Raw genomic sequence first — 24,216 nt, forward strand, 5'->3', positions numbered from 1 at the left:
GGAAGATACCTATGACGGTTCATAAATATGGCATCATTATGAACGGTGTAACAGGGAGAATGGGAACGCGCCAACATTTAATCCGCTCAATTCTGGCGATTCGTGAGCAGGGTGGCGTTCTTCTGGAAAATGGCGATACCATCATGCCCGATCCAATCTTAGTGGGACGCAACGAAAATAAATTAAAAGCCTTAAGCGAAGAGCATCAAATTGAACGATGGACGACTGATTTAAAGGAAGCACTTTCAGATGACTATAATCGAATATATTTTGATTCACAAACGACATCTCGTCGTTCAGAAGGCATTAAGCAAGCGATTGAAGCCGGAAAACATATCTATTGCGAAAAACCAACAGCCACAACGCTTGAAGGGTCTCTTGAGTTAGCGAAATTAGCTGAGGATGCCGGTGTTAAAAACGGTGTTGTTCAAGATAAATTATTCTTGCCCGGAGTCATGAAATTAAAGCGTTTAATTGATGCAGGCTTTTTCGGTGAGATTTTGTCCGTACGTATGGAATTTGGCTATTGGGTGTTTGAAGGGGATTGGCAAGAGGGGCAACGTCCTTCCTGGAATTATAAACAAGAAGAAGGCGGAGGCATTATTGTGGATATGTTTCCCCATTGGCGATACGTGCTCGATCACCTTTTCGGTTCCGTGAAAGCTGTTTCCTGTACAGCAGCAACGCACATCCCAAGGCGTGTCGACGAAGAAGGTCATGAATATGAAGCAACGGCCGATGACGCTGCCTATGGTACATTTGAGTTAGAGGGTGGCGCTATCGCGCAAGTTAATTCGTCCTGGGCTGTGCGCGTGAACCGTGATGACTTGTTAACAATTCAAGTTGATGGAACAGAAGGTAGTGCAGTAGCAGGCCTTCGAGGTTGCAAGACCCAACATCGAGTAAATACGCCAAAGCCCGTGTGGAATCCAGATCTGGAAAACACTATTAAATTTCAAGATCAATGGGCGGAGGTTCCTAATAATACACTGTTTGAAAATGCTTTCAAAATACAGTGGGAGCTATTCTTTAAACATGTTCACCAAAATGATCCGTTTCCTTGGGATTTGTTGGAAGGGGCGCGAGGAACGCAGCTTTCTGATCTGGGACTACAATCATCAAAGGAGCGTCGATGGTTGGATGTGCCGGAATTGAGTGTCGAAGGGGTTGATAAGCATGCCAATATCAATTGATCTGCCGCAAGTGGATCGAAGCATGCAAAAGTATATATTGCAAAATCCTGAATACGCCAAAGAGCAATCTTCTTTTCAATCAAAATATCGGAAAGCGTTTTCAGCAGCCCACGTTGTCGCTGATCCGTTAGCTGATGTGGATCCCATTCAATCGCCCGCGATTGACTGGGATGCGACCCTTCAGTATCGCCATTATTTGTGGTCTCTGGGATTATCTGTTGCCGAAGCGATGGATACCGCACAGCGTGGAATGGGGTTACAGTGGTCGCATGCTAAGGAACTGATTACGAGATCGGTGAAAGAAGCAAAGGCCGTTAATGGTGAAATTGCTTGCGGGGTAGGGACGGATCATTTAGCACCGACCCCGTCGACAACCATAGACGAAGTCATTCATGCTTACGAAGAACAATGCGCCCATGTGGAAGCAGAGGGCGGGAAAATCATTTTAATGGCGAGCCGTGCTTTGGCAGCTAGTGCTACGTCAGCGAGTGACTATGAAAAGGTGTATGGCAGAATTTTATCCCAAGTCTCAGAACCGGTGATTTTACACTGGCTCGGTGACATGTTTGATCCGAACCTTCAAGGTTACTGGGGAAGTGAAGATCTTGATGAAGCTATGGAAGTTTGCCTGAGAATCATCCGCGAAAATGAAGATAAGGTGGATGGTATTAAGATTTCATTATTAGATAAAGACAAGGAAATCATAATGCGTCGGAAACTTCCTTCAAGCGTCAGAATGTATACAGGCGATGATTTTAATTATCCGGAATTAATTCAAGGGGATGAGCAAGGATTTAGCGATGCGTTGCTCGGCATTTTTGATGCGATTGCCCCTGCAGCGGCATCGGCACTTAATGATTTAGACTACGGAAAAGTTGATGTATTTCGCGAGAAGATGGATAAAACAGTGCCATTAGCTCGCCACATTTTTCAGAAACCAACATTTTCATATAAAACAGGCGTTGTCTTCCTTGCATATTTAAATGGTCATCAATCACATTTTCGTATGATTGGTGGGGCGGAAAGTGCACGTTCAACGATCCACTTTGCTCGCTTGTTTGAACTGGCGGATCAGGGTAATGTACTTACGGATCCGGTGATGGCAACAGAACGGATGAAGCAGTGGCTCGTACAATCGGGTGTTAGACAAACGGAGGCTGCAAAATGACAAAACCGGCGGGATTAGATCGTTTAAGTTTGAATCAGATCACAACAGAAAATTGGAACCTCCGAGAAGCTGTGGAAGGTTGTGCCCAGCAAGATGTTCCCTGGATTTCTGTATGGCGTCACAAAGTTGAAGCGATCGGCTTAAAAGAAAGTAAAAAGCTGATTGATGGGCATGGGTTGAAAGTGTCGAGTCTTTGTCGCGGAGGCATGTTTCCGGCAACAACCGCTGCTGAAAGAACAGAACGAATCGATGACAATAAACGAGCGATTGAAGAAGCAGCAGAACTTGGAACGGACACCCTAGTGCTCGTTTGCGGCCCTTCACCGGACAAAAATCTTGAACAAAGCAGAAAATGGGTTCAAGAAGGTATTGAGCATCTCGTGCCATTTGCCGAAGAGCATGGTATCAAACTTGGTATCGAGCCGTTGCATCCGATGTATGCTGCCGATCGTTCCGTCATCGTCACTTTGGGAGAAGCCAATGCCATGCAGCGATCCATCGCTTCATCCCAAGTAGGGGTTGTCGTCGATGTCTTTCATGTCTGGTGGGATCCGTACCTTTATGAAGAAATAGAAAAAGCAAAAGGAACAATGCTTGGTTTTCACGTATCCGATTGGAAAGTACCGATGCACGATATGTTCAAAGGACGGTCAATGATGGGGGATGGTGTCATTGACATCCCGAAAATACGACAAGCCGTTGAAGCAAATGGTTATCATGGTCCGATTGAGGTTGAAATCATGAACCAAAAAATTTGGGATGCGCCCGGGGCAGATACACTACAATTAATGAAGGAGCGTTATGGCCGTTTTGTGTAAAAAAACGGTCATCCCCGTATGTATAGGTTGAAAGTGAGCGCTATCTAAATAAACGTGACGGTCACCCCTGCGCTTGCGGATCTTCGGTACAATTAAATATGATTAAATAAGGAGACTGGAATGGTTCGCCTTAAAAAACTGCGCATGAACAAAAAAACGTTTATCGCCATAGTAGCCATTGTATTCGTCGCGTTCAATCTTCGTCCGGCGATTACCAGTGTTGGACCACTTGTTGGTATTATTAGAGATGATCTGGGAATTACAAACAGTCAAGCGGGTTTCATTACGACAGTTCCCCTTCTCGCTTTTGCTTGCTTTTCCATTGCTGCGCCAATCCTTGCAAAAAAATGGGGCATTGAATGGGCAATATTTTTCGGGCTTACTACGCTCTTAATTGGCATTCTATTACGTTCATTCGGAATAACCTCCATGCTGTTTATCGGCACAGCGATTGTCGGGGTGGGAATTGCCCTATGTAATGTACTACTCCCCGGTTTTGTGAAGCAGAAATTCGACAGGCTACAAGGGGTAATGACCAGTGTATACACAACATCGATGAGTCTTTTCGCCACCATCGCTTCCGGTCTTAGCATTCCGCTTGTTTTCAATTTTAACTTAGAATGGAATGGCTCACTAGCAACGTGGAGTATCATCGCAGTTATAGGTTTGATTTGCTGGGCACCTCTATTACGCGGTGCTAATGCTAACCGAAAGAAAGAGAGATCTTCTCAATCAACAAAAGGAAAATTATGGCAGTCACCTTTAGCATGGCAAGTAACCGCTTTTATGGGATTGCAATCTATGCTTTACTACAGTATGGTTACTTGGTTACCAGAGATTGTTCAAGCTAATGGTATTCCTATCGCCACTGCCGGTATGTTATTAGCATACATGCAATTAAGCGGTTTACCAATGACGTTTATAACACCGATCCTTGCCACTCGCATGCAAAACCAACGTGTAATCATTGTGGTGATAGCTCTTTTTTATTTTTTCGCAATGTCCGGTTTGCTTTATATAGGAGATTCTCTGCTTGCCCATGTATTTTTTATTACCTTACTTGGAGGCGCAAATGGTGCGAGTATTAGTTTATCATTAGTTTTATTTAATTTACGCACAACATCCGCTGGCCAAGCCTCACAATTGTCGGGAATGGCCCAGTCGTTTGGGTATTTACTCGCGGCAACCGGCCCAATATTATTGGGATTGATCTTCGATTTTACAGGTTCGTGGTTTATTCCGTTGGTCATTCTCTCTTTAGTGATTATACTTTTGCTAATCGCGGGACTATTTGCGGGAAAAGATGCGCATGTATTTTCGGAACAACAACTAAGCAGGGGATGAATGTTGGTGGGAATGAAGGGCCGGAACGCAGCTGTTATTTGATTCCGAAATTGAGAATTGAATTCCCAATATAATAAGACGTCTAGTTTGAAAGCGCTTAAAATAAGAGAAAAGAAATGTTGCAATGTCAATCAGGTCTAAATATAAACTGGGGAGGTTGAATTATGAAAAAGTTTTGGTTAGGCGGGTCAATGGTTGCTACACTTCTAGTCGCAAGCGCTTGTGGGGTTAGTAGTGAGGAAGTCTCAGATGATCAAGCAGATGGTGATGCCAATGGCGAACAGGAAGAAACCAACGAAACTGATACAAACGATAGCGAGTATGAAATTCAATTCGCCCATGTTGTAGCTCCGGGCACAGCAAAAGGTCAGGCAGCTGATTATTTTGCTGAACAATTGGAAGAGCGAACAGATGGTAGAATAGCTGTGGATGTTTACCCTGACTCTCAGTTAGGTAGTGACCGCGAAATCATCGAACAAATGCAATCAGGTACTGTAGAAATGAACGCTCCTTTTACAGGTGTGCTGCCTTCTTTTGTGCCGCAATATCAAGTATACGATTTGCCCTATTTATTTGAAGACCGAGAGCATGCTTTTGAAATGTCCACAGGAGAGCTGGGAGAAGCTCTCAATGAATATCTCCCGGATCAAGACTTAAGATTCTTAGGATTCTGGGATGGTGGATTTAAACATTTTACAAATTCCGATAGGCCTATTGAAACCCTTGAAGATATGCAGGGGTTATCGATGCGGGCATCTCAAAGTCCTTTACTCATTTCACAATTTGAAGCTTGGGGAGCCAGTGCTGAATCGATAGACTTAAATGAATTGTATACATCATTGGAACAGGGTACAGTAGATGGGCAAGAAAACCCTCTTTCCAATATTGTCTCGCAAAGCTACTACGAAGCTCAGGACTATATGACTTATAGTGAACACGGTTATATGGGATATCCATTACTCATTAGTGAAACCTTTTATCAAGAGCTCCCGGAAGATTTACAAGAAACGCTTCACGAAGTTGCCGATGAGGTAAATGAATGGCAGTGGGACGTTTCTGAAGAATCCGAAGAGGAATATGCTGAAACGCTTGAGGAGGAATCTATAGAGATCAACGAACTTTCCGATGAGGAAAGGGAGGAATTCAGAGAAGCGAGTGAAGAGGTTTATGATGAGTTTAGGGATACTATTGAAGATGGAGAAGAATTATTAGATATCGTGGAAAACTAGTATAAAGTTATAACAAGGGGAGGCGTATTCATCTCCCCTTGTTATATAAAAGGGTGGTTGCATTGACCAAACTAAACAAATTTTTAGATCACCTAGAAGAATATTTTGGGGTAATATCATTAATTGCTGCATCGGGGCTTATATTTCTTAACGTTGTTATGAGATATGTATTTAATACATCCATACCTTGGTCCGGGGAAGCGGCACGATATTTAATCATCTGGTTTATATTTATTGGAAGCAGTTTCGCAGTTAGAGAGCGAGCACATGCCAAAGTGGATGTATTAGTTTCCTATGTTTCCGCGAGAGTCAAAAAAGTTTTGTCTATTTTAGCGTCCTTCTTTGCTATTATCTTTTGCGTATTTTTGATCGTATCCGGTATTCAAACGATCCAAAATGTTGCTGCATTTTCTAGTATAACGCCGGCTTTAGAGATTCCAATGTATATACCTTATTTGGCAATTCCGTTTGGTGCTTCCCTAATGTTATACAGATTTATTCAACTTATAGTAGAGGATATTAAAAGTGATCCTAATAACCAAGGCATGGGAGGGGATCACTCATGATCGCGGTTCTTTTATTCATCTTATTAATGGTTATAGGTACACCTTTGGCAGCAGCGCTTGGGCTTGGCAGTATTTATGCCGTGCTTGATGCCGGTCATTCTTTGGATAATGTTACAAGAAACATGTTTTCAGGGTTAGATTCGTTTACTTTAATGGCGATCCCGTTTTTCATTTTTGCCGGTGATTTAATGTTGGCCGGAGGAGCTTCGAGAAGATTAATTGATGTGGCAAAAAAACTGGTGGGGTGGACAACGGGTGGTTTACCAATTGCCGGGGTAATTTCTTCGATGTTCTTTGCATCGCTGTCTGGGTCGAGCCCTGCTACGGTAGCTGCAGTCGGCGGAGTTATGATTCCTTCGCTTAGAGATTCGCAGTATACCGCTAAATTTTCGGTTGGTTTAATGTGTGCTGCCGGTTCAGTGGGTATTATTATCCCCCCTAGTATTACTTTACTTGTATATGGCGTCACCGCTGAAGTTTCGATCAGTGAATTATTTATCGCCGGAATTATACCGGGGATATTTATAGGATTTGTGTTAATTATTGTTAGTTACGTTATCGCTCGAAAGCAAGGGCATAAGCCCGGGGAAAGAAGTTCAATCAAGGAAATCGTGCGCTCTTTCATCAATGCTTTTTGGGGGATACTCATGCCGGTAATCGTTCTTGGTGGGATTTATTTCGGTGTGTTTACTCCAACTGAAGCAGCGGCTGTTGCGATTTTTTACAGTTTGTTTATCGGCATGTTTATATATAGAGAAATAAATATGAAGAAGTTATTTGAGGTTACAAAACGTTCAGTACTGATTTCCTCTATGGTTATGATTGTTATCGCAAGTGCGCAAATTTTTAGCTGGTATTTAACAATGGAGCAAATTCCAAGCGATATAGCCAGTAATGTCCTTTCCATTTCGAATAATCCTATTGTTATTATGTTGCTGATTACAGTGATTCTACTTGTAGTCGGGATGTTTATGGATACAAGCGCAGCAGTTTTAATACTCACGCCAATATTCCTGCCAATTATGATGGAATTTGGCATGAGTCCGGTGCATTTAGGTGTTGTTATGATCGTAAACTTGGCTATTGGTATGGTAACGCCGCCATTTGGTTTGAATTTATTTGTTGGGGCCGGTGTCAGCAAACTACCTTTAACAACTGTAATAAGGGCAACGCTCCCGTTTGTTTTTGTGCTCATAATCGCGTTACTTATCATTACATTTACACCTGGCATGTCAACATTCTTGCCTTCGTTTATAAATGATTAAGTGATATATTAAGAGATCAATCTGAATGTTGGGTTGGTCTCTTTTTTTATTTGTATAAAAAGAAGTTCCGAAAATGGTAATAGAATTCCATAAATAGGAAGATGTAAATAATGTATTTGCTTACAATATACACCATATCATTCTATTATCGTAAATAAGGAGGATAGGGATGATAAGTTCTGCCGTGACTATTCAAAATTTAAAGAAAGGAGAAATTAATAATGGGAAAAAGACCATGGCATCAGGCTAGTATGGGATTACTCATTGTGGCATTCATGGGAGGCAGTCATATAGGGAGTGCCCAGGAAGGTGAGGATCAACCGGTTTCGGATCCGGTTCCCGAGGAACCGAGCCATTCAGGTTTGGGTATTACACTGGAAGAATTCACTAGCATCCCTCCATCTAGTGACTCGGCGCCTGAGGCTAGAATCAATTATTTAAGTGAAATTCCGGATGAGTCAGGACGTTTAGCCGTGCCTGATCTTAATGGGCCAATGTATTTAGTGGAGGATGGGGAACCAACCGAGTATCTGGATATTGAGAATGAGTTTCCTGATTTTGTAGACTCCCCGGGATTAGGAACAGGCTTTGGCTTTGTTACATTTCATCCCGAGTTCGCTGATAATGGTGTTTTTTATACAGTACACACTGAAGCGGGAGAAGCGCTCGAGTCAGAAACACCTGACTTACCTTATCCGGAAGACACACAATTTCATGGGATAGTGACGGAATGGACAGCTGATGATCCTGCTGAAGATACTTTTAGTGGCACAAGTCGTGAAGTGTTGCGGATTGGATACTCTACGCACTTCCATGGAATACAGCAGATTGATTTTAATCCCACAGCTGAGCCTGGAGACGAAGATTATGGTTTACTTTACATTGGATCAGGCGATGGAGAATCAGTACCTGACTTTTCAACCGTTCCACAGGATAAGAACAAGCCACAAGGAAAAATATTGCGAATTGATCCGAAAGATACGGATGGGGAAGGTAATGGATACGGCATTCCGTCTACGAATCCTTTCATAGAGGAATCTGATGCGTTGGATGAAGTTTATGCACTTGGATTACGCAATCCGCATCGTTTTAGCTGGGATGATTATGAGGGAGAATCTCGAATGTTCCTCGGAAATATTGGTGAACAAAGAGTGGACTCAGTATACGAAGTCGAAGCGGGAGATAATTTTGGATGGAACGAGCGAGAGGGTTCATTTAGATTTGATTGGGAAGACCCCGAGAATGTATATCCTCTTCCTGAAGATGATGACAGGTTTGGGTTCACTTATCCAGTGATTGAGCTAGATAATCCGAGAGATGTAAACGCAGTCGTAGGAGGCTTCGTTTATCGCGGTGAAGAAATTCCGGAATTACAGGGGAAATATATTTTTAGTGATGTCGTAAGCGGTACCGTTTATTATTCCGATGTTGAGGAATTGCAAAGAGAGGGGGAGAATGCAAGCGTTTATACCCTGGATCTATTTGATAATGAAGGTGAAAATGTGACCATGCTTGAATTAGCTGGTGACGATGCGTCCCGAGTTGATTTCAGATTTGGTCAAGATTCTGATGGGGAACTGTATGTGATGTCAAAACAGAACGGAAAAATTTGGGAAGTTACGGACGCCAAGCATGTAATAACTGATGTAATGAATGAGGAAGCCTGGGATCCTATTACCCCAGAAAAATGGGAGTTTACCGGTGATGAAGTTATCCTTGCGGAAGCGGGAGAAGCACGTCCGGGCCCAAGACGTCCTTCTGAGTACGCAATTTTAACAGAAGGACCGGAATTCGGTTCTGTTCAAATAGATGCTGATGTACGAATCGATGTCCCTGAACCTATTGGACGCGATGTAATAATGATCTTTGGCTATCAATCCGACACGGAGTTCTACTATGCTCATTTATCAGAAGACAATGGTATCTACGCTCATAACGGTATTTTCGTTGTCAACAATGATGATCGGGAGCGGATTGATGATCAATGGGACGGCTCGGAAGGACCTCCTCCAGCCATTACTGATCAAGAATATAATCAGGTACGGATAACGCATGATGTCGAGACTGGTGATATTGCAGTTTTTATGGGCGGATCCGATGAACCGTTAATGACAGCTAACGATACTACCTTCGATAACGGACGTATCGGATTTGGATCATTCGACGACATCGGAACGATACGCGATCTCACGGTTACTGGGAGCAGTGAACAGGATGATGAACCAATCAGTGCCGAAAGTATGCAAATCCTTGTTGAGAACTTTGATGAAAGCGGAGAATTTGCTAATGAAGAAGCATCGCACTCCTTATTGCGACATTTGACAGCTGTGGGTCACTATGAAAATCAAGGAGCTTCAGAAAAAGTAGTCCAACACATGGGAGGATTTCACGATTTACTTGACCATCAGCTAGACAATGAATTAATTTCTGAAGAGGCATTTGATGAGCTAAATAGTCAAGCTGAAGCATTAGTACAGGTATGGGAATAACATGAAAACTTCTCTGTAGCAGTCATTGACTGCCACAAGAGATATTAAGGAATACTCTGTATAGACCGAATTCTTTTAAGTAGGAAATTACTTATAGAAGGATAGAGCTTAAAAAAAATTCAAGAGAAGCTTTAGATTCTGTGATGCCAGTTAGTCCTTGAGTGACGCTGAGTAAATCAATGATAATATATCTTATAAAAAAATATATTCTGGAATTGATAATTTATTTCTTTATTTAAGAAGTCGAAAACTATGACAAGAATTATAATTTATTCTACAGATTGCTAAACATCAATTATAAGATCGAAGGATGGTAAGTTCTACTTTATAAAATTTCAGTTATTACATTCATAATTTAAAGATATATAACAGTGAAGTCCAACTGATAATGAGGATATCACTAATAAATTCATAGAAGGGAGAAAGAAAATGAGTAATAACAAAGACAGTCAGAAGGATAACACGACATCAAATGAAATAGGCAAAGAGCATGGTATAACTCGTCGAAAATTTATAAAAAATACAGGTATGATTGTTGGCGGTGTAGCTGGTGGCTCCTTGCTTGGCGGAATGTTAACTAATAATTTTCAAGCAGAAACTACAAATTCACCTGTATATGAAGAGGAAACAAGTACTTTTACGGAAGCTCGTATGTTCTTCACTCGGTATGAAGATTTTGTAGTTTTAATGCAGGCTACCGAACGTATTTTTCCGGAGGATGACAATGGACCAGGCGCTATTGACTTAGGTGTACCTTATTTTATAGATAAACAACTTGCTGGTTCATGGGGGATAAATGGAAGCGATTACAGGAAGGGACCTTTTCCAGGGTCAGAACCTTCAGTTGATACGTCAACGCAGACTAGAGGAGAGATATTTATTAATGGATTGCGAAAAATGAACCAATTAAGTCACAAACAATTTGGAGCATCGTTTGACGATGTGGAGAAAAATCAACAAATTGATATTTTAATGCATTTTGAAAACGATGAAGTAGATATGAAAGGAGTAGCGGCTAGTGACTTTTTTAGCTTACTTCGTCAAATGACATTAGAAGGTGCATATGCAGATCCATTATATGGTGGCAATAAAAATATGGAAGGATGGAAAATGAAAGAGTTCCCAGGGGCTGTGCATTCCTATGAAGATATTATTGAAAATGACGAATTCATTAAAATGGATCCAATAAGCTTAGAGGATTATCAACAGGGTTAAAGCGTGAATTTAGTATCTAATACGAGGGAGGATAAAATGGCTACAGAAATGGATAAAGTGGATGTAGTAATTGTAGGTTCTGGTTGGGCAGGGGGGATCGTTGCAGCAGAACTTTCTAAAGAAGGATACAGGGTTGTTGGCTTAGAACGTGGTAAAGATCAGAAAATGGAGGACTTTATTGGTGCTAAGGATGAATTGCGTTATAGTAGCCGTCACGGAATGTTTCAAGATTTAACAAAAGAAACAATAACAACAAGAAATACTGAAAATGAAGATGCTCTACCAATTCGAAGTAACAGTACAAATTCAATTAATGGTACCGATACAGGAGGATCAGGAGTACACTGGGACGGAGCTACGTATCGTTGGTGGCCGTATGACTTTGAAGCTTATAGTAAAACTGTTGAGCAGTATGGAGAAGACAAAATACCTGAAGGGATGACGTTACAGGATTGGGGGATAACATATAACGAATTGGAACCTTACTATGATAAATTCGAGAAAACAGCCGGGGTATCTGGTGAGGAAGATCCACTAAGACCGGGACGTTCTGATGAATATCCCAACCCACCGATGAGGGGATCCCAGGTAACAAGCTTATTTAAACAAGCTGCAAATGAACTCAACTACCACCCTTACCATATGCCCTCTGCTAACATGTCGCAACAATATGAAAATCCTGATGGAGAGACGATCAATGCTTGTGTGTACTGCTCTTTTTGCGGGATGTACGGATGTGATTTTGGTGCGAAAGCAGACCCTATAGTTACCGTTCTATCAACTGCTCAAAAAACAGGCAACTATGAACTGCGAAACAATGCCTATGTTACCCGTGTTTTGCATAACGAAGATAAAGCAACTGGGGTTTTATATGTAGATACACAAACCGGTGAAGAATATGAACAACCAGCTGATTTGGTAGTATTAGCCGGGTTCACGTTTGCAAATACACGGTTATTATTATTATCTGAAATCGGAGAACCTTATAATCCAGACACAGGTGATGGTGTGATCGGTAAAAATTTAACAGGGCATTTTGGTTTTTATGGGGTATCAGGATTTTTTAATGATAAGAAATTCAATCTCTATGCTGGAGCTGGAGCATTAGGTGCAACGCTTAGCGACTTCACCGTAGAGCAATTGGATCATAATGAACTTGATTTTCTTCATGGTTTCGAACCACGCGTTGTTCAAAGCGGCAGCACACCAATTGGAAGCAATGGTGTTCCTGGGGATACGCCAACATGGGGGGAGGAGTTCAAGGAAAAATCTTTATATTATACAAATCGAAACTTTGGTATTAACATACAAGTGGGAAATTTACCATGGGCGCACAACTATATGGATTTAGATCCTAATTACACGGATTTCATAGGAGATCCACTCTTACGTATTACCTGTTCATTTTCTGATCAAGATCGCAATATAGCGCGATATTCTGTAGAAAAAAGCAAAGAAATTATGGAACAAATGGGCGCGGATATAATTGAAGGTAGTGAAATAACAGATGAAACAGAGTTCAATGAAACTACTTTAACCAGTCACACAGCTGGAGGGGCAATTATGGGAGATGATCCACAGACTTCTGCTGTGAATAATTACTCACAAATGTGGGATATGGAAAATTTGTTTGTAGTGGGAGCTTCTTCATTTTCCACTTTTAGTAGCAGTAATCCCACTGGAACCGTTGGTGCGGTAGCCTATCGTGCAGCAGAAGGCATGATTAAATTTCTAAAAGAAGATGGTGGCATATTAGTAGAAAAAAATTAAAAATGATTGTCTTATTGTAATTGGATTAGCAAAGTGACACCTAGCTGTGAATGAAATAATAAGCGATCGGGGATATAGTAAAAATGTTCCTAGTGCTCGTAAACAGAGGTATCTCGGATTATCAACGATCTCCTGCTCTCTAGAATTATTAGAAAATGTTGCGAGGACAATTGGTCCAGGTAAAGAAAACGAAAAAATATGTCTAATTTTAATATAAAGTGACACAAGGATTTTTTCGTGAGGAGGTGATGACTTGAATCCTCTAAATGTTGGTGTACCTAGTTTAATCCTTATACTGATCCTAGCTTTGTTGATATTTGGTCCAAAGAAATTGCCGGAGATCGGCGGGGCTTTTGGGAAAACACTTAATGCATTTAAGCAATCAACGAGCAACCTCATGGATGACGAGGTTGATCAATCCAAAAAACAAAATAACGTACAAGAACAAGATCAGAATAGTCAACAAAACGATAAAGATGACTAAATTTTTATACCGTTTTAGTAAATAAAGGTCTATCCCTTCGGAAAGTCAGGTGCTATTTATGGCATCAAAAGATCAATCGTTAGAAGAAAAGCAAACGACCATGGAGCATCTAACCGCCCTGCGGGGAGCGATTATTCGTTCATTAATGGTATTTGCTTTATTGTTCATCACCATATTTATATTGCTAAGATTCTATATTGATCTTATCATTGGCGATCAGCAATTAGTGATGCTCGGGCCACTTGATACGTTAAAGCTTTATTTCACATTATCAGGAATTCTGGGATTAGGCTTTGCCGCGCCGTATCTTGCTTATGAGGCATGGCGGTTTATAAAGCCTGCCTTAAGTAAGCGTGAAGCAAGTGCGTTGTTCAATTATGTGCCAGCTATCTTTATCTGTTTTATAGCTGGCCTTTCTTTTGGGTATTTTATTCTTCATCCGCTCGCGTTTGCGTTTCTCATTAACTTAGGGGAAATTCATTTTGACATGATGATCACAGCTCAGGAGTATTTTTCCTTTTTAATGATGACGACGATTCCCGTCGGTTTCTTATTTGAGCTCCCAATTATTCTCATGTTTTTAACATCATTGGGCTTACTAGATCCGTATACACTAAGTAAAGCTAGAAAATACGCCTATTTCGGCTTATTCTGTGTTTCCGTTTTAATCACGCCACCTGACTTCCTGACGGATGTTTTGGTTATGGTTCCATTTGTTTGCCTTTATGAGGCTGGCATTTGGCTCTCCAAGTTTATTTACAAACGTAAAGCATCTAACTACGAAACAGAGAATGTATAAGGATTATAAGTATAAGAGTTAACGCTAATAACTACTTGTGCTGGTAATCAGGTACCTTTCTATGCGAATAAAACCTATGAAGTTGTGGACTAATATAAGCAATCTGAAAAGCTCGAACGTTATTGGATGAACATGGGGGCCGATGGCCAATCGCGAATGAAAAGGAATTCCAGTTTATTACCAAAGCATCGACTGGTATCTGTTCCGTAATCATTGGCATAATTCTTGTTCGGCGGATAGTTTTGTGGGGCTACCCGGAGATTGTCCGAGAGCTAACCTATTTAAGCCATTTTCCTGGTAAGCTTTTTTTGAATAGAGATAGAGTTTTTAGTTGTGTGGCTTTGTATACAAGGGGGAAAAGATATGAGATATGAAAAAATTCTATTCTTGTTTATATTTATTTTTCTTGCCTCTTGTGGAGAGAAGATAGAAACTAATATGTCAGAACCAATCACAGATTTTGAATTTACCACACAAGATGAAGAGATGTTAAGTTCAGAAAGTCTTAAAGGTGACTGGTGGATAGCTAATTTTATGTATACTAATTGTAGGGCGATTTGTCCAAGGACAACTGCTAATATGGCAGATGTGCAAAAGCAGTTGAAGATGAATGGTTATAACCCGCATATTGTTTCTTTTAGTGTTGAACCGTCACATGATACACCAGGTATATTAAAAGAATACGCTAGACAACATAATGCAGATTTAGAATCATGGGACTTTTTAACAGGATATGATTTCGAGACTATTAAAGAGATATCGGAAAATACATTTAATTCTGTATTAGAGGAAGGAGCAGTAGGTCAAAGAGCTCATGGTATTAATTTTTATTTAGTAAATCCTAACGGAATTATTGTTAAAGAATATAATGGTATGGGTCCAGATGAACTCGATATGCTTATTGATGATTTAAAAACAGTTCTAGAGAGCTAAATGTTAGTTGGCATCCTAATTTTACTTGTCGTGTAGGGTTTTGATTCTTTACTTTTAACAACGACCGAGGCAGCTGAATAACTATTTTATACGGTTCACTAGTCACAGTTCCTTTAACAGTTATTTCAAGAGCTCGCAGTTATGTTAACTTTTATCATTACTAACTCACTAAGGCTGAATACGTGAAATATTTTGATAGGAAACAACGTCTTGATTTTACTCATTAGCTTTTAAGTTAATTAATTAAATCACTGAATGAGTAATCCAATACTTACTTCAACCACTTGCTGTTAGAAACAACCATAAATGAACGAGGGGAAATTCCAATGGCGAAAATCATTATTGCACCGGATTCATTTAAAGAGAGCATGAGCGCGAGAGAAGCGGCGGAAGCGATTCATTCAGGCTTTCAACAAGCCGGTGGCGATCAAGCATATCATTTGATCCCGATGGGAGATGGCGGAGAAGGAACGATGGAAGCGCTCGTCGAATATTATGATGGCGTTTACCATACCGTTCAAGTGGAGGGGCCGAATGAACATTTGGTAGATGCGATATATGCCCTCTCTGCCGATGGCAAAACGGCAATTATGGAAATGGCGCAAGCTTCAGGGTTAGATCAGGTTGCTGAACCAAATCGTGACATTGGCGCTGCGTCGTCCTACGGTACGGGGAAAATGATGCGAGCGGCCATCGATCAAGGCGTGCGAAAAATCATTCTTGGCATCGGAGGCAGCGCGACGAATGATGGTGGTGCAGGAATGATGGCAGCCCTTGGCGCACGTCTTTTGAACGAACATGGTGAAATGATATCAAGGGGAGGATTGGGGCTTGAATCCTTGGCTTCTATTGATCTTTCGGGTCTGGATGCTCGCTTGGAACATACGGATATCGTCGTAGCTTGTGACGTCACTAATCCTTTGTTAGGAAACAGTGGGGCAAGTACCGTTTATGGTCCGCAAAAAGGAGCGGATGCCGCCATGGTGCAAAAGCTCGACAGTACCCTTGCCCATTTTCACAAGCTAACGGTAGAGACGACAGGCTATGATGTGAAGGATATCGCAGGTGCCGGAGCGGCAGGAGGATTGGGGTATGCACTACTGGTTTATTTGAATGCCGAACTAAAACCGGGGATAGATCTTGTGTTGGAAGAAACTGATTTCCGGGGGGTTGCCCGTGATGCCGATTTGATCATTACCGGTGAAGGGAAAATAGACGGTCAATCGGTGTATGGAAAAACGCCTGTGGGCGTGGCGAAGGCAGGCAAAGAAACCGGCACTTTTGTGATCGCGATTGGTGGTCAGCTCGGGAAAGGTTATGAAGAAGTGCACGACCATGGCATCGACGCAGTCTTTAGCCTAGTTCCGGGCGTGGTCAGCGTGAAAGATGCGATGAAAAATGGACGGGAATATTTACGGCATACAGCCCGAAACATTGCGGTTGTATATAATCTGAAATAGTATATCAAGACTGGCTTAAATCTACGGATCATTCTCCGTTCATCTGCTCTTTTAACTTTGAAATAAATGTACGAATATGATCTGAAATGTGTTTGCCCTTGGGTCGAACGAGCGCCATCCCTGGGTACGCTTGCTGTAGTTCATCGATCTTGTGGGTACCGCATCGCCGTTTAAAACGTAAAAATCATTGTTCACCGTATAATAGGGTCCGATCGTGATCGCGACGTTGTCAAGCACCGCATTTCGAACAGCATCCATATTATTCGTAGAAATTGAACTACTCCACCTTAATTTCTGACGAAATTTGAAGATGAAGATTCCTAAAAACACCTTCGTAACCGAAAGTTTTAATTAGGCTATCCCCGCAGTCCCTACGGTTAATCGTAATGCTTCATCACGAATGTTTTTACTTGCGTTAATATCTCTATCGTGGTGCGTGTGGCATTGGGAACATTCCCACGTACGCAACGCAAGATTTTTAACGTCTTTATTTCGGTGACCACAACTTGAACAAAGTTGACTGGAAGGGAAGTTTTTGGCCACCGTTATCACCTGCTTTCCATACCATTTTGCTTTATATTCAAGCATGGTGCGAAAACGCGACCAACTTACCTCACTAATCGCTTTGGCTAAGTTGTGGTTTTTCAGCATATTCGATACTTGCAAATCCTCAATTCCGATCATGTCGTGGTTTTTGACAATGTCCGTAGAGATTTTATGCAAGTAATCATGACGTGCGTTTTCAATTTTCTCATGAAGCCGTGCAACTTTCATGCGTTGCTTATGCCATTTAGACGAACCTTTTTGTCGCCTTGCCAGGATACGTTGGGCTTTGGCTAACTTATGTTCTAATGTACTAAAAAACTTAGGGTTTTTGTGAATGGTGCCGTCCGAAAGAATGGCGAAGTCTTTAAGACCAACGTCAACGCCAACAGATTCACCTGTTTTCGGTAATTCTTCTGTTTCTGTTTCGGTGAGAATGGAAACAAAGTATTTGCCACTTGGTCTGCGTTTAATGGTCACGTTGAGTATACGCCCTTTGACCTCACGACTTTTGGCGAACGTAACCATACCGAGTTTCGGTAATTTAATTTTATGATCGACAATTGCAATGTTGCCGTTTGTATGTTTTGTCGTGTACGCTTGTACTTTGTTATTTTTGGATTTAAAACGAGGCGTATTATTTTGTTTCTTGAAAAAACGGGTATAGGAATCCGCAAGATGTTTAAGGGATGTTTGTATGGCAATGCTATCAACTTCTTTTAGCCATACCAATTCTTTCTTTAGTTGCGTTAATTGGGAAGAGCAAGCATTGTAGGTTAAGCCTTTTCCAGTTTCTTGGTATTCGCTTTTCCATTTACCCAAAAAATGATTAAATACGAAACGACTGCAACCAATGGTTTTGGCGATTAAAATTTCTTGTTCTTTCGTTGGATAGATCCGAAACTTATAAGCTTTATTGACGATCATTGTTGTTCACCTCCCTTGCAAACATTTGTTCGTGTTCATTATACTTTATCCTTTATGTTTTGTCTAATTTTTTTCCTATCATTCGGACAATAGCCCGAAGGCGATTCATCCCCCACTTTACACTGCGTAGAAAGTGGAGGTCTTCTCGCCCTTCCTTGGTTAATCCGACAAGCCCGAGATCTAATTTGTCATTTTTAATATCTTCAATAATATCTTGTGAGGCTTTTCTGCGATAACAATCTGTATATGCGTACAATTCTTATTATAAGTGGATAATGTCTTCGGAGAAATCATCGAAGTGCTCCCCGGTATCGTGCCGATGCGCAACTCTTCGTGTATGAAATTTTTATTAATCTTAACTATACATGATAGAAAATACAAAGTATAATTAAAATTAAGTCAGAGACAATATTTTATGAAAGGGGTTTCGTTATGAGTGTAGAACAAGGTGTATTTGATGCAAACTACATTGAGGCGAGTTCCCTGCCCTTCTTTCCCGTTCCGATGAATGGAACAGAAATCAAATTGTTGAGGGTGAACCCGATTTCCGGTCAATTTATTTTAGTGCAAAAAAGCCAGCCTGATGCCATCATCAATATCCATAAGCACTATGGTGCTGTCATTGGCTATACACAACAAGGCGCTTGGGGCTATAAGGAATATAATTGGGTGGCAAGACAAGGCGATTTTGTCTTTGAACCGTCAGGATCGACTCATACATTGTATACCCCTCCCGGAGACGAGGAAACAATCATTTTCTTTGTCATCGATGGGGCACTTGAATTTTTGGATGACAATGGCAAAACGATGGTGATGTTTGATTGGAAGTTGGCGCTGGACTTGTATCACAATTATTGTAGAGCGAACAATCTGGAAATCGTTGATTTAACGAAGTTTGAATAAAAAGAAATTTTCATCAGGAAAGGAACCCATCTATGCAGGCGGTTGTTTTCGACTTAAAAATACCAAAATATCTTGCTGCCAAGGCATTGGGGAAAAGAATACCGTCGTTTTATTACGGTGCGCCTTCCGGATTGTCCATGCGTAATATCGAGGAGCCTGAACTCCCCGGTGACCGCTGGATGAAGGTGAAACCCACCTACGCAGGCGTTTGTGGATCGGATATGGGCGCCATTTTTTTCAAAACCTCTCCGTCTTTGACACCTTTCAATGCTTTTCCGTCCGTCTTAGGACATGAAGTGATGGGCATCGTAACGGAAGTCGGGAATGGTGTCAGAAATGTTGAAGTCGGACAGCGAATCTCAATCGATCCGTACATCGGCTGTGAGGTCCGGGGGCGAAAACAGCTTTGTCCCGCTTGCAAGGAAGGCATGCATACTTTATGCAGGCACAAAGGTGGAGACGAAACTTTCGGGCCCGGCATGATCCTTGGTTTTTGCAAGGACTTTCCCGGAGGATGGGGAGAAACGCTTGTCATTCACGATTCCATGGCCATCCCTCTACCGGACAAGGTATCTGATAAGACAGCAGCGATCATTGAACCATTAAGTGTTGGGTTGCATGCCGTCCTTCGACAACCACCCAAGCAAGGCGAACAGGTCCTGGTGATTGGGGGAGGTATGATCGCGTACACCGTCATCGCGGCACTTCGCCTTCTGGACATCGACTGCCATATCACCCATCTTAGCCTGATGTCCTACCAGCGGGAGATGGGGTTGCAGCTGGGAGCAGATAAAGCAATAACAAGACGCGAGGAGCTAAGGGATGCGGTTTTGTCTTTTCCCGAAACGAGAAAACTGAAACCCATCATTGGGAAAGATGTCTATACAGGTGGCTATGATAGTGTATATGATTGTATTGGCAGCGAATCAAGCCTGGATGATGCACTGCGAATGACAGCCGGACGCGGAAAAGTGACATTGGTCGGCGGTGCCGGCGAGATTAAAAACCTAGATTGGACTTTTGTATGGACGAATGAACTATCCGTGCTGGGAACCCATGCGTACGTGAAGGAAGAGTCATGGCAAGGAAAGACGGCCTCAACCCATGAGTTGCTTTTGGATCTAATCGAACAACACCCGGATTATCCCCTCGAAACGCTGATCACACACGAATATGACTTGGACCAATACCGCGAAGCAATTGTGGCGAACGTGGAACGGAGAAAATATGAATCCATTAAGACGCTGTTTAAGATTTAAGTTCCTTCCCTCTAATAGAGAAGACGTCCTCACCTATGCCGGGTGAGGACGAAGTATTGAGCACATATCAATTATTAAATCCAAAAGTTGGGTACTATTGATCAAACGGCTATGGGATGGATCTATACAAATCCGTGAAGTTGTATAATTTTTAAAGATCGCCTGCTTGATTTAATCATGGATCTAAGACTCACTTAAACCTCTTATGCAAATTATTCTGCTTGTAACTGCCCTCGTTCGGAAATTCTTCAATGTTCAATGATAGCGCTAGGTAGCTCGATGAATAGATGTCTGCGAAATCTTCTGTTAGGACTTCAAACAAGGCTTTCCCTACCTCTTCTTTTTCCTCAGTGGCACGGCCAGGGCCGATTTTTAGAGAGACGTGAACAAAGGCATCCTCTTCTTCACCGTCGGCGATGACATAGTTTTCAAGTTTGATCGCACGCACGCGAATGCCTCCTGTTGGAAATATATGGTTCTTTCCGCGCAATACTTTATTTAAATGTTCCAACACGTTCTGAAAGTCAATGCGATCCTCTAAGTTATCTGTATACTCAACGATTAAGTGCGGCATTGTCCTCCTCCTTCAGCTTGGGAATGATCGTGTTCTTGAGGCTTCCTAACCCTTCGATTTCCGTTTCCACGACATCACCCGCTTCGACTTTCGTGACTCCCTTCGGTGTTCCTGTGAGGATGATATCCCCAGGTTGAAGCGTCATAAAAGCACTTAAGTATTCAATAAGAAACGGGATGGAGAACACCATATCTTTTGTCGTGCCTTCTTGAGTCGTGACACCGTTGACTTTTGTGCGCAAAGCAAGATTCATAGGGTCAGAAATATCCTCTACACTTGTGAGCCAAGGCCCGATCGGCGTACACGTATCCCGATTCTTCACTCTTAGATTCGGGCGGTAATAATTTTCCAGGTAATCGCGAATGGCGTAGTCATTGGCAACCGTGTAGCCCTCGACATAGTCATAAGCATCGGCTTGTTTAATGTTTTTCCCTTGTTTACCGATAACAACAGCGAGCTCGCATTCATAATGCATATGGGTGGCTTCTTCCGGTCGCATCGATTCAGCATTATGGCCGGTAAAAGTATTTGGTCCTTTCAAAAAAACGAGGGGTTCTTTTGGTGGTTCAAAAGCGAGTTCGCTTGCGTGATCGGCATAATTTAATCCTAAAGCAAATGTCGTTTGCGGGGTGACGGGAGGCAGCCACGTCACCTCTTGTTCTTTATATGTCCGCCCGTCCAATAGTTGGACGCCGTTTTCCGTTTGGATGACGTCATGAATGCTTCCGCTTACTGCAATACGGCCTTTTTTCATCACTGATCCCCTCCTGACAAAATGCTGTTTTCTAACATTCCAACATTTTCAATCTTAACCTGAACATTATCACCACTTTTGATTTTCGGTGTTCCGTACGGTACGCCGGCCATTAACACATCGCCTTTCGTCAATGTCATAAAGGAAGTGACGTCGCTGATCAGCTGGCGAACGTTTCGAACGAGTGAAGATGTATTGGCCTCGTGCGCAAGTTCCCCATTAATATATGTTTTGATTTGTAATCGATCTGGATCCATCACGTCGGCTGTATCCATAATCCATGGACCGATCGGACAAAATTGATCGCGAGCTTGATGTTTTAACGCCGGGCGATGTAGATTCCCGTGAGGGACATGCAGGTCGTTGACAACTGTAAATCCAGCTACACTGTCGAGTGCACGAGCAGGGCTCACCTGTGTAGCGGTTTGTTTGAAAACAATACCAAGAGATGGACCGGTCTGCAATTCAGTGATGTCTTCAGGCAGATAAACGGTTGAGCGGTGTGGCGTCCATGTATTTTTTGGTTTAATATACAAGATGGGTGCCTGGGGTGGTTGATTGTATGGTTTTTCATGAAAAGCTGACTCATACGCTTGCAAACTCTCTTTATAATTTAGAGCGACTCCATAAATGGTTCCAGAAACAGGGACGTCCCATTTGCCTTCTTTCTCGTTCAGGTTGTCATCAGGTAATTCTGTTGTTTGCACATCCAAAGTCTTGCTTAGGGGCGATCCCTGGATAAAAGCTTTTGCATTCATGGGTGAAAGCACCTCTCTTAATCACGATTTGTTTTTAAAGGCATGTAAGGTATTCAGTTTATGACCTCGGGCAAAAGCCTCAATTTCATATGGTGGTTTGTTTTCAGCTATCATGCTTAATAATGTCTCATGTTCGGTTATCGATTGGGGGGCTCTGGAAGGGTAAAAAGATATCCCCCCATTGCGGACACTATCCAAACGCTGCCAAACCTTAGTAATATCTTGAACGAGTAGTTGATTTGGACAGCGCTTGTAAATGGCCATGTGAAACATCTGGTTAAGCTCTCCAAAACGCTGTAATTCGTAGTTTTGAACAACTTCTCTTAATTGTTCATTGATGGAAGTAAGTTCTTGAAGGTCATCTGGAGTAATATAGGGTGTGCTTTCCGCAGTTGCGTACCCTTCGAGAACAGCGAGCAATTCAAGTGATTCTTTATAAACATTATCATTGATTGAACGAACAACGGCACCAATGTTCTGTTCATATTTAATCAATTGATCTGCTTCGAGTTGTCGTAAAGCTTCTCGAACAGGAATGTGGCTGGATCCGACCTCCTTAGCGATTTGGTCAATAATGATGCGTTGTCCTTGGGTGTAAGTGCCATCTAAAATACGTGTTCGAATAACTTCATAGGCGTATTTTGTTTTATTTATCTTGCTTTCTTTAGCTTCCATGCCATTACTATATATGATTTAGTATATGATTTCAATCATAAAAAGCCGTTAACTGCCTCCAAACTCTTAGTTTAATAAAGCTCTTCCATATTGGCAATGACCTCGCGCGCCGCTTTTGAAAGAAATCGATCTTTTCCCCAAAGTAGTGCAGCTTCCGCCTGGGCTTTGAAATCTTTTAGGTGAAAAACGCGTAAGTTTTCTTGTGAAAATGCTTCGAGTGTTGATTTGGGCACAATGGTCCCCCCTGTGCCGGCTGCTGTAAGAGATAACAACATGGCGGCATCTGGGCATTCTACGACAATGTTAGGATTGAAGCCGAGTCGTTTGAACTCGTCGGTGACGATTTCAAACTGCCCTTTCCCGCTTAAGCGATGAAGGAGAAGGAGTGGGATACCATCTAGATCTCTCATAAATACACTGTCTTTTTCACCAAATCCTTCCCATTGATTAGAAACTACAAACATATATGGCTCTGGCGGGATAGGCACTGTAGAAAACTCTGTCTCATTTGCCGGTAATCGCACAATGGCAAGCTCAATTTCCCTTTCGTGGATTTCTTTTGTTAGTGTGTACGTATCTCCTTCTCGAATTTTAAATTGGACACCTGGAAATCGTTCACGAATGTGGGTGATCTGTTGGAGCAGATAAGCAAAACAAGATTTGTTTGCTCCGATTTTGAGAACACCCTTGGCGCCACTATCGACGGCTTGCACTTCTGCCATTGTATCCTCGATTTCATTTAATATATAAGACGCTTTGCGATATAGCGTCTCCCCTGATTCAGTTAATATCAACGACCGGCCATTTCTTTCGAATAATGTGACATTAAGTTCTTCTTCTAACAGCTTGAGTTGTTGGCTTAGAGGGGGCTGAGCAATGTGCAATTTTTTGGCGGCACGAGTGATTTGTCCTTCATCTGCGATCGTTTTAAAATAACGCAACCGTCTCATTTCCAATTTCGACACCTCCCATATTTAAATCATATGTAAAATCAATATTATAAATATTTATCATATTTGTCAGTCCATGATAATATGAAAGCGTAATCAATTCAACTGTTAAATTTATTTTGACGATTTTTCGCAGATTA

General features: G+C 41.9%; 22 protein-coding genes. 16 read left to right on the top strand and 6 right to left on the bottom strand.

What is annotated here, in order from left to right; translation table 11 throughout:
- Positions 1 to 11: 11 nt before the first annotated feature.
- From DT065_RS13985 to DT065_RS14050, 14 genes are all read left to right on the top strand, one after another.
- A complete protein-coding gene (locus tag DT065_RS13985) occupies positions 12 to 1,193 on the top strand; it encodes a Gfo/Idh/MocA family protein (RefSeq protein WP_114374423.1) in 1,182 nt (393 codons plus the stop codon).
- A complete protein-coding gene (locus tag DT065_RS13990) occupies positions 1,177 to 2,361 on the top strand; it encodes a dihydrodipicolinate synthase family protein (RefSeq protein WP_114374425.1) in 1,185 nt (394 codons plus the stop codon). Before DT065_RS13985 ends, DT065_RS13990 begins: the two co-directional genes overlap by 17 nt.
- Complete coding sequence (locus DT065_RS13995; RefSeq protein WP_114374427.1) at positions 2,358 to 3,179, top strand: sugar phosphate isomerase/epimerase family protein; 822 nt, start codon at positions 2,358 to 2,360, stop codon at positions 3,177 to 3,179. Before DT065_RS13990 ends, DT065_RS13995 begins: the two co-directional genes overlap by 4 nt.
- Positions 3,180 to 3,299: 120 nt before the next feature.
- Positions 3,300 to 4,523 (top strand): CynX/NimT family MFS transporter, encoded by a 1,224-nt coding sequence (locus DT065_RS14000; RefSeq protein WP_114374429.1) that lies wholly within the window; start codon positions 3,300 to 3,302, stop codon positions 4,521 to 4,523.
- 164 nt (positions 4,524 to 4,687) lie between these two features.
- Positions 4,688 to 5,752, top strand: a complete 1,065-nt coding sequence (locus DT065_RS14005) for a TRAP transporter substrate-binding protein (RefSeq protein ID WP_227002619.1) — start codon at positions 4,688 to 4,690, stop codon at positions 5,750 to 5,752.
- A gap of 62 nt (positions 5,753 to 5,814) precedes the next feature.
- A complete protein-coding gene (locus tag DT065_RS14010; RefSeq protein WP_114376330.1) occupies positions 5,815 to 6,318 on the top strand; it encodes a TRAP transporter small permease in 504 nt (167 codons plus the stop codon).
- Positions 6,315 to 7,583, top strand: a complete 1,269-nt coding sequence (locus tag DT065_RS14015) for a TRAP transporter large permease (RefSeq protein ID WP_193550771.1) — start codon at positions 6,315 to 6,317, stop codon at positions 7,581 to 7,583. The genes DT065_RS14010 and DT065_RS14015 overlap by 4 nt, the downstream gene beginning before the upstream one ends.
- Positions 7,584 to 7,804: 221 nt before the next feature.
- Positions 7,805 to 10,072 (top strand): PQQ-dependent sugar dehydrogenase, encoded by a 2,268-nt coding sequence (locus DT065_RS14020; RefSeq protein ID WP_227002620.1) that lies wholly within the window; start codon positions 7,805 to 7,807, stop codon positions 10,070 to 10,072.
- Positions 10,073 to 10,501: 429 nt separating this feature from the next.
- Positions 10,502 to 11,287, top strand: a complete 786-nt coding sequence (locus DT065_RS14025) for a gluconate 2-dehydrogenase subunit 3 family protein (RefSeq protein WP_114374431.1) — start codon at positions 10,502 to 10,504, stop codon at positions 11,285 to 11,287.
- A gap of 36 nt (positions 11,288 to 11,323) precedes the next feature.
- Complete coding sequence (locus tag DT065_RS14030; protein WP_114374433.1) at positions 11,324 to 13,057, top strand: GMC family oxidoreductase; 1,734 nt, start codon at positions 11,324 to 11,326, stop codon at positions 13,055 to 13,057.
- 253 nt (positions 13,058 to 13,310) lie between these two features.
- Positions 13,311 to 13,541 (top strand): twin-arginine translocase TatA/TatE family subunit, encoded by a 231-nt coding sequence (gene tatA, locus DT065_RS14035; RefSeq protein ID WP_114374434.1) that lies wholly within the window; start codon positions 13,311 to 13,313, stop codon positions 13,539 to 13,541.
- Between the two features lie 58 nt (positions 13,542 to 13,599).
- On the top strand, positions 13,600 to 14,340 hold the full coding sequence (gene tatC / locus DT065_RS14040) for a twin-arginine translocase subunit TatC (protein ID WP_114374436.1): 741 nt from the start codon (positions 13,600 to 13,602) through the stop codon (positions 14,338 to 14,340).
- A 363-nt stretch (positions 14,341 to 14,703) separates the two neighbouring features.
- Positions 14,704 to 15,273, top strand: a complete 570-nt coding sequence (locus DT065_RS14045; RefSeq protein ID WP_114374438.1) for an SCO family protein — start codon at positions 14,704 to 14,706, stop codon at positions 15,271 to 15,273.
- Positions 15,274 to 15,593: 320 nt separating this feature from the next.
- Positions 15,594 to 16,733, top strand: a complete 1,140-nt coding sequence (locus tag DT065_RS14050; RefSeq protein ID WP_193550840.1) for a glycerate kinase — start codon at positions 15,594 to 15,596, stop codon at positions 16,731 to 16,733.
- Positions 16,734 to 17,084: 351 nt separating this feature from the next.
- On the opposite strand, the gene tnpB is transcribed toward DT065_RS14050, so the two are convergent.
- Entirely contained in the window at positions 17,085 to 18,203 is a 1,119-nt protein-coding gene (tnpB, locus tag DT065_RS14060) for an IS200/IS605 family element RNA-guided endonuclease TnpB (RefSeq protein WP_114374443.1), read from the bottom strand.
- 432 nt (positions 18,204 to 18,635) lie between these two features.
- Here tnpB and DT065_RS14065 point away from each other — a divergent pair, with 432 nt between their 5' ends.
- Positions 18,636 to 19,106 carry a 2,4'-dihydroxyacetophenone dioxygenase family protein gene (locus tag DT065_RS14065; RefSeq protein WP_114374445.1) on the top strand — a complete coding sequence of 157 codons (471 nt, stop codon included), beginning with the start codon at positions 18,636 to 18,638 and terminating at the stop codon, positions 19,104 to 19,106.
- 32 nt (positions 19,107 to 19,138) lie between these two features.
- Entirely contained in the window at positions 19,139 to 20,365 is a 1,227-nt protein-coding gene (locus DT065_RS14070) for a zinc-dependent alcohol dehydrogenase (RefSeq protein WP_114374447.1), read from the top strand.
- 190 nt (positions 20,366 to 20,555) lie between these two features.
- Here the strand turns inward: DT065_RS14070 and DT065_RS14075 are convergent, their stop codons facing one another.
- The 5 genes from DT065_RS14075 to DT065_RS14095 form a co-directional block, all read right to left on the bottom strand.
- A complete protein-coding gene (locus DT065_RS14075; protein WP_114374449.1) occupies positions 20,556 to 20,939 on the bottom strand; it encodes a 5-carboxymethyl-2-hydroxymuconate Delta-isomerase in 384 nt (127 codons plus the stop codon).
- Complete coding sequence (locus tag DT065_RS14080) at positions 20,920 to 21,693, bottom strand: fumarylacetoacetate hydrolase family protein (protein ID WP_114374451.1); 774 nt, start codon at positions 21,691 to 21,693, stop codon at positions 20,920 to 20,922. The genes DT065_RS14075 and DT065_RS14080 overlap by 20 nt, the downstream gene beginning before the upstream one ends.
- Positions 21,693 to 22,451 (bottom strand): fumarylacetoacetate hydrolase family protein, encoded by a 759-nt coding sequence (locus DT065_RS14085; protein WP_114374453.1) that lies wholly within the window; start codon positions 22,449 to 22,451, stop codon positions 21,693 to 21,695. Before DT065_RS14085 ends, DT065_RS14080 begins: the two co-directional genes overlap by 1 nt.
- 21 nt (positions 22,452 to 22,472) lie before the next feature.
- Positions 22,473 to 23,126: a GntR family transcriptional regulator gene (locus DT065_RS14090; protein WP_114374455.1), complete on the bottom strand. Its 654-nt coding sequence runs from the start codon at positions 23,124 to 23,126 to the stop codon at positions 22,473 to 22,475.
- 71 nt (positions 23,127 to 23,197) lie between these two features.
- On the bottom strand, positions 23,198 to 24,076 hold the full coding sequence (locus DT065_RS14095; protein ID WP_227002818.1) for a LysR family transcriptional regulator: 879 nt from the start codon (positions 24,074 to 24,076) through the stop codon (positions 23,198 to 23,200).
- Positions 24,077 to 24,216 lie beyond the last annotated feature (140 nt).

The organism is Salicibibacter kimchii (assembly GCF_003336365.1).
Taxonomy (GTDB): domain Bacteria; phylum Bacillota; class Bacilli; order Bacillales; family Marinococcaceae; genus Salicibibacter; species Salicibibacter kimchii.